Below are 12,020 nucleotides of genomic sequence, written 5' to 3' on the forward strand. Positions count from 1 at the left end.
CATCCGCTCCTTCAATCGTGCAGGTGCTCGATCTGCCAGCCGGTGGCTGTGGTGAGAATTTCGAGCACGTTTTGGGCAGAGGTGCGCGCCTCTGCGGCGCTCCGACGGCTGTAGACGTCGATGGCGAGCGGGAGGGACTCGCCGAACTTGGGAATCTCTACCTCGACCCGACCGCCGCGCGCGAGAGATATATAGGAGTGAGCGGTGGCGGTGCCCGTCACCGGAAGCGCCAAGGCGGCGGCGATGATCGCGAGGGCCTCCGGCTTGGTCTGGTATGTCTGGGCGACGATCGTGGCCGAGTACTCCATGGGGCTCCTTCTAGTTGCGTGTGACGGTTCGCCCAGTCAATCAGTGCGCCACCCGGGAGAAAACCCCTACTTCCAGATCGTCGTGATTGGTGGGTCTTGAGCCGCGCGTCCCTGAGGTAGCCTGCGAGGGCGAGAATTGGCCGCAGAAAAGCGAATGCCCGGGTGCGCGTCATGAGGTCATCCGCGAGAACATAATACTGTCGTTCTCATGAGGTGGTCGCGCCGTCCCTGCGCGTAACCTCGGACCTCTAAACTGAGGGCTTGCGCGGCCGATCCAGGGCACGCGAAACAGGGGAGTGCGCGTGAGCGACAGCGAGACCGGCGACAGCGAGAACGGCCGCACCAACATCGACCAGGGCGTGCTCGAGGCCGAGTCGCGCACTACGTCGGCCCGCACGCTCGCCGACATCCTCGCGGCCACTGCCGAGCTGCACCCCGAGGCGCTCGCCCTCGAAGACGCGGCCGGCGGCATCAGCTATCGGGGCCTGCTCCGCCTCGTGAACGACCAGGCCACGCACCTGAGCCGCAGCGGCGTGCGCCGCGGCGACAAAGTGGGAATCCGCATCCCCTCCGGCACCCGAGACCTGTACGTTTCCATCCTCGCGACGCTGCTCGTGGGTGCGGCCTACGTGCCCGTCGACGCCGACGATCCTGAGGAACGGGCGCAGCTCGTGTTCTCCGAAGCCGGAGTCGTGGGCATCATCGGGCCGAGAGCTGTCTTCGCCGTGCGCGACACTCTCGATGCTGCCGCCCTCGCCGCGCGCGGCCTGCCCGCCGACGAGGACCCCACTCTGGTCTTCCCTCCTGCCGTCATTCCCACCCCCGACGATGACGCGTGGGTGATCTTCACCTCCGGATCGACCGGCGTGCCCAAGGGTGTCGCCGTGACGCATCGCTCGGCGGCGGCCTTCGTCGACGCCGAGGCCGGCCTGTTCTTGCGCGACGAGCCGATCGGCACCGGCGACCGCGTGCTCGCCGGGCTCTCCGTAGCCTTCGACGCGAGCTGCGAAGAGATGTGGCTGGCCTGGCGCAACGGCGCCTGCCTCGTGCCTGCCCCGCGTTCGCTCGTGCGCTCGGGCGCCGACCTCGGCCCCTGGCTCATCGCCCACGGAATCACAGTGGTCTCCACGGTGCCCACACTTGCCGCCCTCTGGCCGGAAGACGCCCTTGAACGCGTGCGCCTGGTGATCTTCGGCGGTGAGGCCTGCCCGCCCGACCTGGTGGCGCGCATCGTCGCCCGCGAGCGTGAGGTGTGGAACACCTACGGGCCCACGGAAGCCACCGTCGTGGCGTGCGCCGCGCTGCTCGGCGGCGAAGCCCTCGTGCGCATCGGCCTCCCTCTCGACGGCTGGAACCTCGCCGTGGTCGACAAGTCTGGCCACCGCGTGGCCGAGGGCGAAGTGGGCGAGCTCATCATCGGCGGCGTCGGGCTGGCCCGCTACCTCGACGCCGAGAAAGACGCCGAGAAGTACGCCCCGCACGCCGAGCTCGGCTGGGACCGCGCCTACCGCAGCGGCGACCTCGTGCGCTTCGAAGAAGCCGGCCTGGTGTTCATGGGCCGCGCCGACGACCAGGTGAAACTCGGCGGCCGTCGTATCGAACTGGGCGAGGTCGACGCGGCCCTGCAGTCCCTGCGCGGGGTCGCCGGCGGCGCCGCCGTCGTGCAGACCACCCCGGCCGGCAACCACGTTCTCGTGGGCTACATCGCCCTCACCACGACGGATGCCGCGACCTTCGACCGCAGCCTGGCCATGGACCGCCTGCGCGAAGAACTCCCCGCCGCCCTCGTTCCCCTGCTGGCGATCGTCGACGAGCTGCCCACCCGCACGTCGGGCAAGGTGGACAGAGCCGCACTGCCCTGGCCGCTGCCCGCCACCGGCGACGAGTCGGCCGCCGGCGAACTGAGCCCCACCGCCGTGTGGCTCGCCGAGAAATGGGCCGCCATCCTCGGCGTGCCCGTCTCCGGTCCCGACGACGATTTCTTCGCCCACGGAGGCGGCTCGCTCTCCGCGGCCCAGTTCGTCTCCGCGCTTCGCGAACGCTTCGCCGAGACCACCGTCGCCGACATCTACGACTACCCGCGCATCGGCTCCCTCGCCGACGAACTCGACGCCCGTACCCCCGACGAACCCGTCGTCACCCGGCAGGTGCTGCCCACACCGCGGCGCAGCCAGATCGCGCAGACCCTGCTCGGCATCCCGCTGCACGTGCTCGTCGGCACCCGCTGGCTCGTGTACCTCGCCATCGCTAACAACCTGCTCGCGGTTTGGGGTGCATCCGTTTTCGTGCCAACCGTGTCCTGGTGGGTAGTGGCCGCGGGTTTCGTTCTCTTCGTAACACCGCCCGGCAAGATGGCGATCTCGGTGATCGCCGCGCGGATGCTGCTGCTCGGCCTGAAACCCGGCAACTATCCCCGGGGCGGTTCCGTGCACCTGCGCCTGTGGCTCGCCGAGCAGGTGGCCCTGCTCGTCGACGCCGCGAGCCTTTCGGGAGCGCCGTGGATCAGTTACTACGCCCGGGCCCTCGGCGCCCAAATCGGCCGCGACGTTGACCTGCACACGCTTCCACCCGTGACAGGCATGCTCTCGATCGGCTCGCAGGCCGCGATCGAACCTGAAACCGACCTCGCCGGCTACTGGGTAGACGGCGACGTGCTGCGCATCGGCCACGTGCACATCGGCGCCGATTCGAAGATCGGCTCCCGCAGCACTCTGCTCGGCGGCGCGCACATCGGCAATGGCGCCCAGCTCGAACCCGGTGCCGCGGTATCGGAGGCGGTGCCGGCCGGGGAACGGTGGGCCGGCTCTCCTGCCACCCGCGTCGGCTCGGCGAAGGAGTCCTGGCCGGCCGAGCGTCCGGCGAACTCGCGCCGCTGGCTCGCCCTGTTCGCGGCCGGTTCGATCGCGATGACGGGCATCCCCGCGCTCGCGATCGGCCTCGGCGCGCTGTTGCTCGGCGTAGCGATCGGCGATGCAAGCACTCTCGGAGTTGCCCTGCTGCGCGCCGCGCTCATGATGCCGCTCGCCGTCGTGGCCGGCGGGGTGTTCTACGCGCTGCTCGTGATCGCCTCGGTGCGGGCCCTCGGCGTGAGCCTGCGCGAGGGCTACTACCCCGTGCGCAGCCGCATCGGCTGGCAGGTCTGGATGACCGAACGCCTGCTCGACGGCAGCCGCGACGTGCTCTTTCCGGTGTTCGCGAGCCTGTTCACGCCGGTGTGGCTGCGTCTGCTCGGCGCCAAGGTGGGCCCTGGCGTCGAGGCGTCGACGGTGCTGCTCATTCCCGCGCTCACCACAATCGCCCCCGACGCCTTCCTCGCCGACGACACCATGGTGGCCTGTTACGAGCTCGGCGGCGGCTGGCTGCACATCGCCCCGGCCAAGGTGGGGCGCCGGGCGTTCCTCGGCAATAGCGGAATGGCGGGGCCCGGACGCACGGTTCCGCGCAACGGACTCGTGGCGGTGCTCTCGTCCACGCCGCGCAAGGCCAAGCGCGGCTCAAGCTGGCTCGGCAACCCCGCGACCCGCCTGCGGCGCACGGTAACGGATGCCGACGAGGCCCGCACCTTCGACCCTCCCGTGCGGCTCAAGGTGGCGCGCGCCCTGTGGGAGCTGCTGCGCCTGGTGCCCGCGGTCGTGGCAGGCTGGGTGGCGCTCGGCGTGCTCGGCGGTCTGGAGTGGTTGTGGCTCGACCTCGGCCTCGGATGGGCGGTAGCCCTGTCGGGAGTGGTGCTGCTCGCGGCGGGCGCGACCGCCGCGCTCGTGACGACAGTGGCCAAGTGGGTGTTGGTGGGGCGGATAGCGGCCACTGAGCATCCGCTGTGGTCGTCGTTCATCTGGCGCAATGAGGTGTCTGACAGCTTCGTCGAGATCGTGGCGCGGCCCTGGTTTGCGGCCAAGGCTGCCGGCACGCCCGCGCTTGCCGTGTGGCTGCGCACCCTCGGTGCGAAGATCGGGAGGGGCGTGTGGTGCGAGTCCTACTGGCTGCCAGAAGCCGACCTCGTGAACCTCGGCGACGGCGTCACCGTGAATCGCGGCTGCGTCGTGCAGACCCACCTCTTTCATGACCGCATCATGCAGCTCGACACCGTGACGATGGCCTCGGGCTCGACACTCGGGCCGCACAGCGTGATCCTTCCCGCGGCATCCGTCGACGAGGGCTCGACGGTGGGGCCAGCCTCGCTGGTGATGCGCGGCGAGCGGGTTCCCACCGGGTCGCTGTGGTCTGGAAACCCCATTTCACCGTGGCACTCGCCGCCATGGAATAGTTGAGGGTGTTATGCCTCACACTTCCTCCGCCCACTATGGCGCCGCGACTGCCGGTGATCCGTACATTCCCACGAGCGGAAACGGCGGGTACCTCGCCGAGCACTACGATCTCGCGCTCGACTACAGGGTGGCCACCAACCGGCTGAGTGCCACGGCCATCATCACCGCGCGGGCGCTCACGGCGCTTGACCGCTTCAGCCTCGATTGTGCGGGCCTCAGCATCGACAAGGTCACCGTGAACGGTGTGCCCGCGCGCAAGGTTTCGCACGTGGCTCGCAAGGTGTTCATCACGGTGCCGGGTACTATCGAGGCCGGCGCGCGGTTTGAGATTCTGGTGCGTTACCGGGGCGCGCCCCACCCGGTGCGCAGCGCCTGGGGCGAGGTGGGCTGGGAAGAGCTCGACGACGGCGTGCTCGTGTCGGGCCAGCCCTGCGGCGCCCAGACCTGGTTTCCCTGCAACGACCACCCGAGCAACAAGGCGACGTACCGCATCGGGGTGAGCTGCGAGTCGGGCTACACCGTGATCTCGAACGGCACCCTCGTCTCGCAGTCCGCGCGCTCCGGGCGCACGAGCTGGACCTACGACGTGCATGAACCGATGGCGACCTATCTCGCCACGGTCTCCATCGGCCGGTACCGCCGCCGCGACCTCGCCGCCTCGCCGGTGGCCCAAAGCCTGTTCTTTCCCGCGGACATGTCGCCGGCGGTGGCCACCGACTTCGGACGGCTCGGTGAGATGATCACGTTCTTCGGTGAGAAGTTCGGGCCGTATCCGTTCTCGGCCTACTCCGTCGTGGTCACGGACGATGAGCTGGAGATTCCGCTCGAGGCGCACGGCCTGGCGGTGTTCGGCCGCAACCACGCCGACGGAGTGCACGGCAGTGACCGGCTGATCGCCCATGAACTGGCCCACCAATGGTATGGCAACAGCCTCACGGTGTCGCGCTGGCAAGACATCTGGCTGCAGGAGGGCTTCGCCTGCTACGCCGAGTGGCTGTGGGAGGAGCAGCGCGGCGGACTCACCGCCGACCAGAGCGCGCACGCGTTCCGCAACGAGCTCAATAAGCTTCCGAAAGACCTCGTGGTGGGCGATCCCGGGCCGCACAGCATGTTCGACGACAGGGTCTACAAGCGCGGGGCGCTCGCGCTGCATGCCATCCGCCGGTCGCTGGGCGACGAGGCGTTCTTCTCAGCTCTCCGGGCCTACACCCTCGCGTTTCGGCACGGGCACGTCACGACGGATGCCTTTGTCGCCTTTTTTGCGGAGCACACCGGAAGTCGGGCGATCGGCAAGTTCATCGACCGCTGGATCATGCAGTCAGCACTCCCCAGCCTGTAACGGGCCTGGTCAGCGCAGGGTGAGGCGCGGGGGAGCGATGGTGCGCACCGCGACAGTGCCCACGAGGCCCGGACCCGGTTCGAAGCCGAGCAGGTGAATGCCGGAACGGCCCGAAACGGCTGCCGCGGCTCCGTCGAGCCTGACCGTCAGCCCCCGGGGGTCCGCGCGCAACCCCTCACCCGTGAGCTTGAGCACGGCCTCCTTGCTGGTCCAGATCACGGCGCGCGCTCGGTCTGCCTCGACTCCTGACACCGGACGCAGCGCCGTCAGTTCGTCGGCGTTGAACGCGACATCGTCGAAGCCGGCGCGGCGCACCGCGGAGAGCTCCTCGATGTCGATCCCGACCGGCCCGTCCAGGGAGACGGCACACGCGACGAGCCCGCCGGCCCGGGCCAGGGACACGTGCGCAGCCGAAGCGGCCTCTGCGGGAGACGACACAAACACCTGCCCGTGCGATTCCGCGCCGCAGTGTGAACAACGCCGGCCGAGCTGCACGATCGGCACGCCGGTGACCCGGGCCACGGCCTCGGCGAGGAAGGCGTAGTCGGCCGTTTTGTCCGTGGCGTGCGTGCGAACGAACACCGAGACATCCTTTCGCTGCGTGTTCACCCCTTGAGCCTAGGCCGAGAGTGGCAGACTGGCCCCCGAACCAAGGAGAGCAATGGCGCTGATCGATAACGCGATCTACGTGGACGGGCACCGAGTCGCGACCCACAACACACTCGACGAGACGTTCGAGGCGATGAAGGCCCACAACGGCTTCGCGTGGATCGGTTTGTATAGGCCGAGCGAGGCCGAGGTACGCCAGGTCGCGAACGAGTTCAGCCTGCACCACCTCGCGGTGGAGGACACCCTCGCGGGGCATCAGCGGGCCAAGATCGAGCGGTACTCCGACACTCTGTTTATTGTGCTGCGCCCGGCGCGCTACATCGACTCGGACGAGCGGGTCGAGTTCGGCGAGCTGCATATCTTTGTGGGCCCGGACTTCGTGGTGACCATTCGGCATGCCGAATCGCCCGACCTCGCCAGGGTGCGCCACCGCATGGAAGAGACCCCGCACCTGCTCGCCCTCGGCCCGGAGGCGGTGCTCTACGCCATCCTCGACCAGGTCGTCGACGAGTACGCGCCCGTCGTCGCCGGGCTCGAGAACGACATCGACGAGATCGAGGACCAGCTCTTCGACGGCGACCCCGAGGTGTCCCGCCGTATCTACGCGCTCTCCCGTGAGGTGATCGAGTTTCAGCGGGCCACCCAGCCGCTCGTGCCCATGTTCGAGTCGCTTCAGCGCGGCTTCGACAAATACAACGTGGACCTCGAGCTGCACCGCCACCTGCGCGACGTGCTCGATCACTCCCTGCGGGTCGTGGAGCGAGCGGATGCGTTCCGCCAGCTGCTGCAGAACGCCCTCACCACCCAGAGCACCCTCGTGGCCCAGACTCAGAATGACGAGATGCGGCGCCTCTCCGAGACGAGCCTTGCGCAGAGTGAAGAGGTGAAGAAGATCTCGAGCTGGGCCGCGATCCTGTTCGCGCCGGCCCTCGTGGGGACGATCTACGGCATGAACTTCACGTATATGCCCGAGCTGGACTGGGCGTACGGCTATCCCTTCGCGCTCGCCCTCATGCTCGCGATGGGCTTCACGCTCTACCGCGTCTTCAAGAAGCGCAACTGGCTGTAGTCGCGCGGCCCCCGCCCCCACAGCGGCCCCGGCCCCGGCCCCGAGGCCCGAGGCCCGAGGCCCGGCCCCGAGGCCCGAGGCCCGAGGCCTGCGGCCGCTGTGGCGGCGCGCGGTCGCTGCGGCGGTAGCGCGTGGCCACACGGGCGCGGCGGTGGCGCGGGCCGCGCCGGTACGGCGGCGCGCGGTCGCTGCGGCGGTAGCGCGTGGCCACACGGGCGCGGCGGCGCGGCGGCGCGGCGGCGCGGCGGCACGGCGGCGGCGCGCCGACCAAAACGCGCGAAACCCCGCCCGCCTCAGGGCATTTCACACTTGCGTAAATTAGGGTAGGCCCTGTGTGGCACCTCGATAGAAAACAAGACGACGACGATGTGCTGTCGAAGTACTCGGACGTCTCCTCAGCGGACGGCTCCTCACCCGACCCACAAAACGCGACCAGCCCGCACGCACTCAGCCTGGGTGACCCGTCGCTTGTGGCCGGCAACATCGCGGAGCCTGCCTGGCAGCGCTGGCGCGACGAAATCGCGGAGCTCGGCGGGCGTTCCCCGCTGCTGCACTTCGCCGACAGCCCACGCACGCGCATCGAGCTCAGCGCCACGCACCCCGGCGGCCTGCCGCAGTTCATCTCCGGCAAGACCACGCTGCTCTCCAACCTGATCCGCGACGAGCTCGCGCTGCGCAATGCGCGCCTCGCGGCGAACGAGATCACCCAGAAGGGCATAGAACTGCGCTCGATGCGCGGCATCGAGTCCGTGAACCTCGGAATCGGGCTCGCCGAGTGGCGCTACAACGACGTGGACTTCCTCGCGCCGGTGCTGCTGCGCCCGCTCGCCATCCGCCGCTACGGTCGCGACTACGAGCTCAAGCTCAAGGGCCAGCCGTTTCTCAACCCCGAGCTCGCGCGCGCCCTGCACGACCAGTTCCAGATTACCCTCGACGCCGACGCCTTTGTGGCGCTCGCCATCACCAACGGCGCATTCAAGCCCCAGCCCGTGATCGATCGCCTTCGCGGCCTCACCTCGCACCTTCCCTGGTTTCAGGTAACTCCCCGCCTCGTGGTGTCGTCGTTCGCCGACGTGGGACGGGCGCTGGCCGCCGATGCGAGCAAGCTGGAGCATCCGCTTCTTGACGCGATGGCCGGAAACCAGACCGCCCGGCGCAATATCGAGAGTGCCTACAACCCCGTGGTGCCCATTGGCCAGGACGCTCGCCCGCCAGCCACCGATGTGCTGCTGCTCGACGCCGACCCCGAGCAGGAGAACGTGGTGGCGCAGATAGCCGCCGGCAACTCCCTCGTGGTGAAAACGCTTCCAGGCACCGGTGGCACGCAGACCATCGTGAACGCGCTCGGCTCGCTCATCGCGCAGCACAAGCGCGTGCTCGTGGTGAGCGCCCGCCGCTCCAGCCTCGACGGCATCGCGCACCGCCTCGTGCAGGTGGGCCTGCCGGGCGTGGCGGTGACCCCGCGCACACTGCGGCGCAACCTGATCGAGTCGATCACGCGCAACGAAAAGGCCAGCCAACCGCGCGTCGGCGACGTGGACGATGCCCTCGTGCGCCTGCGCAAGGTGCTGCTCGACTACCGCGGGGCGCTCACCCGCCGCGACTCGGCCCTCGGAGTGTCCGTGCTCGATGCCCTCGGCGAGCTGGCTCGCCTCGCGCAGCTCTCGCCCCCGCCCTCCACGACAGCGCGACTCGACCGGCACGCGCTCGAACTGCTCGCACACTCGCGTCCGGCCGCCGCAGCCACGCTCATCAAGGCCGCCGCGCTCGGCGAATTCCGCTACGGTCCCGGCGACTCGCCCTGGTACGGCGCCTCGTTCACCTCGACAGCGGATGCCGGCGGTGCCCACCAACTCGCCAAGCGTGTGAACCAGATCGAACTTCCGCGCCTGCTGGAACGCGCCGCGGGCCTGGTGGGCCAGACCCGACTGCGCCCGTTCGAGACGATCGCGGAACTCGGCGTGTACCTGCGCCTGCTGCTCGACATTCGCGAGACGCTCGACAAGTTTCAGCCCGCCGTGTACGACCGGTCCCTCACCGAGCTCATCGCGGCCACCTCGTCTCGCCGCGAATCCAGCGAGATGACCGGCGCCAACCGTCGCCGGTTGCGCAAGCTTGCCGAGGAGTACCAGCGTCCCGGCGTGCGCGTGAGCGACATGAACGAGAGCCTGCGGCGCATCCAGCAGCAGCGCACCCTGTGGCAGCGCTACGCTGCGGCCGGCGTGACGCCCGAGGTGCCGGTGGGGATCAACGACGTGCACGTGGCTTACCAGCGTGTCTCCGAAGACCTCAGCCTGCTCGATGTTCCCCTCGGCGCGGCTGGCACCACGCGTGCCCTCGTGTCGCGGCCGATCAAGGAACTCATCTACACGATCGCCGGCCTCGCCGCGGAGAGCGAGGTGCTCGCCAACCTGCACGAGCGCACAGCCCTGCTCGCGACGCTGCGAGAGAACAACCTCGACCCGCTGATGACCGACCTGTCGCAGCGCCACGTGTCCGAGAAGAACGTGGCGGCCGAACTCGAGCTCGCGTGGTGGCAGTCCGTGCTCGAGACCATGCTCAGCGGCGACAAGGCGTTGCTCAACGCGAACACCCAGGTGCTTGACCGCCTTGAGGCCGACTTCAAACTCGTCGACGAGGCTCACGCATCCGCTACCGGCCAGCTGTTGGCGTGGCTGCTCGCCGAAACGTGGAAGATCGGCGTGGTCGACTGGCCCGAAGAAGCCGACCAGCTGCGCCGCCTGCTGCGCGCCGATCGCGCAACGCCAGAGCGCCTCAATGATGTGGCGCCGCACCTCGGGCGCGTGCTCGCGCCGGTGTGGCTCGCCTCGCCGTACGAGATGGCGGGAATTTCCGACCGCATCGCCTTCGACACCGTGTTGCTCGTGGACGCCGGCGCCACCACCCTGGCCGAAAACGTGGGTGCTATTCGCCGCGGCAAGCAGATCGTGGCGTTCGGTGACCCGGTCACACAGACGCCGTCGGCCTTCGAGACCGGCATTCGGGATGCGTCAGAGGCCGCGGAGCCGGCCGGCGCCGCTCCCGCCGTGACCGTCGACGCGATGCACGCCGATTCGGCGCTCGCCCGCCTCGGCGAGCTGCTGCCCACGCTCACCCTCACGCGCAGTTATCGCGCCGGTGGCGAAGACCTCGCCGAGCTCGTGAACCACCGCTTCTACGGCGGGCGCATCGACTCTCTGCCGTGGGCCGGCAGCTATCTCGGGCACGGCAGCCTCAGCATCAACTACGTGGCCGGTGGACGTGGCATGCCCGACGCCGACAGCGGCGCGATAGAAAGTGTCGACGCCGAGGTCGTGAAGGTTGTCGAGCTCGTGATTGACCACGCGATGCAGCGCCCGCGCGAGTCGCTCATGGTGATCACGGCGAGTGCCCGGCACTCCGTGCGCGTGCATCAGGCCGTGCTGTCGGCATTCGCGAAGCGCACCGACCTCTCGGACTTCATCCTGAAAGACCGCGCAGAGCCTTTCACGGTACTCACTCTGGAGCAGGCCGTGGCGCAGAGCCGCGACCGGGTGATCTTTTCGATCGGCTACGGGCGCACCCCGCACGGGCGGCTGCTCTCCAACTTCGGCTCGCTCGGCGAACCCGGCGGTGAACGCCTGCTCGCCATCGGCATGACGCGCGCCCGGCGTTCGATGGACATCGTCTCGTGCTTCCGTCCCTCCGACATCGAGGTGGACCGGCAGCGCCACGGCATCCTGGCGTTGGCCCAGGTGCTCAGCGAAACGGAGGCCCGCAGCGTGGAGGTGCAGGTTCCCGACGCGACAGAGTCCATGCTCGTCGATCTCGCCGGCCGCCTCGAGCGCCTCGGCCTCACGGTTGCCCTCGGCCACCGCGGAAAGCTCGCCCTCGCGGCGTCGCACAACGGGCGCGCAATCGTGGTCGAAACGGATGCCGTGGTCGGGCGCTCGAGTCTGCGCGAGTCGCTGCGCCTACGCCCGGAGGTGCTGCGCCGACTGGGCTGGCACTACCTGCGCGTGCACAGCTTCGAGTTGTTCAGCAACCCCGACGCCGTGGCGGCCCGGGTGGCCTCGATCGCCGGCGTGCAGCGCGTTGCGACCGAGAGCGGCAACACCGGTCCGGTCGACGCGAAGCGTCCCTCGGTCTAGTGGTCGAGGAGACTCCGTCGGAGCGTCTGGGAACGCCGCGACAGCCCATCATTCGGCAACCGGGCAAAGCGCGTCGCGCGAAGCTGCTGCCGGCCCCGGACACAGACCCCAACCCGAAGCCGGCGGTCTTGCGTGAAGAGGGCGGCGTGGCGCACGGCGGCGGAGCCCCGAGCGCCAACGATGCCCGACTGCGCCAGGACCGCCCGCCCCACTGGTAGCACGGCGCCCCTCCTTACCGCAAGGGCGGGTGGTTCGTCGGTTGAAGCGTGTGCAGCCGACGAACCACCCGTCCTCGAGGAG

Annotated in this window: 6 protein-coding genes; 4 read left to right on the forward strand and 2 right to left on the reverse strand. The window is 69.2% G+C overall.

Annotated features, from left to right (window positions below):
* Positions 1–11 precede the first annotated feature (11 nt).
* Complete coding sequence (locus BJ997_RS01505) at positions 12–308, reverse strand: hypothetical protein (protein ID WP_052541897.1); 297 nt, start codon at positions 306–308, stop codon at positions 12–14.
* 359 nt (positions 309–667) lie between these two features.
* Here BJ997_RS01505 and BJ997_RS01510 point away from each other — a divergent pair, with 359 nt between their 5' ends.
* Both BJ997_RS01510 and BJ997_RS01515 read left to right on the forward strand, forming a co-directional pair.
* Positions 668–4,576, forward strand: coding sequence for a Pls/PosA family non-ribosomal peptide synthetase (locus tag BJ997_RS01510; protein ID WP_338080936.1), 3,909 nt, complete (start codon positions 668–670; stop codon positions 4,574–4,576).
* Between the two features lie 7 nt (positions 4,577–4,583).
* The gene (locus BJ997_RS01515; protein ID WP_052542818.1) at positions 4,584–5,912 is read left to right on the forward strand and encodes a M1 family metallopeptidase; all 1,329 of its coding nucleotides are present in this window, start codon (positions 4,584–4,586) and stop codon (positions 5,910–5,912) included.
* 9 nt (positions 5,913–5,921) lie between these two features.
* Here BJ997_RS01515 and BJ997_RS21870 read toward each other — a convergent pair whose 3' ends face one another.
* Positions 5,922–6,521 carry a 4'-phosphopantetheinyl transferase family protein gene (locus BJ997_RS21870; protein WP_052542816.1) on the reverse strand — a complete coding sequence of 200 codons (600 nt, stop codon included), beginning with the start codon at positions 6,519–6,521 and terminating at the stop codon, positions 5,922–5,924.
* A 52-nt stretch (positions 6,522–6,573) separates the two neighbouring features.
* On the opposite strand from BJ997_RS21870, the gene BJ997_RS01525 reads away from it, so the two are divergent.
* Together BJ997_RS01525 and BJ997_RS01530 are read left to right on the forward strand one after the other, a co-directional pair.
* Complete coding sequence (locus BJ997_RS01525) at positions 6,574–7,590, forward strand: magnesium and cobalt transport protein CorA (RefSeq protein ID WP_035840643.1); 1,017 nt, start codon at positions 6,574–6,576, stop codon at positions 7,588–7,590.
* A 332-nt stretch (positions 7,591–7,922) separates the two neighbouring features.
* The gene (locus tag BJ997_RS01530; protein WP_420827170.1) at positions 7,923–11,720 is read left to right on the forward strand and encodes an AAA family ATPase; all 3,798 of its coding nucleotides are present in this window, start codon (positions 7,923–7,925) and stop codon (positions 11,718–11,720) included.
* Positions 11,721–12,020: the final 300 nt, after the last annotated feature.

It is taken from the genome of Cryobacterium roopkundense, from assembly GCF_014200405.1.
Taxonomy (GTDB): domain Bacteria; phylum Actinomycetota; class Actinomycetes; order Actinomycetales; family Microbacteriaceae; genus Cryobacterium; species Cryobacterium roopkundense.

Bases quoted from the DNA above. Each gene is read 5' to 3' on its own strand.
- BJ997_RS01505 (WP_052541897.1), bottom strand. From the start codon at position 308: ATGGAGTACTCGGCCACGATCGTCGCCCAGACATACCAGACCAAGCCG.
- BJ997_RS01515 (WP_052542818.1), top strand. From the start codon at position 4,584: ATGCCTCACACTTCCTCCGCCCACTATGGCGCCGCGACTGCCGGTGAT.
- BJ997_RS01525 (WP_035840643.1), top strand. From the start codon at position 6,574: ATGGCGCTGATCGATAACGCGATCTACGTGGACGGGCACCGAGTCGCG.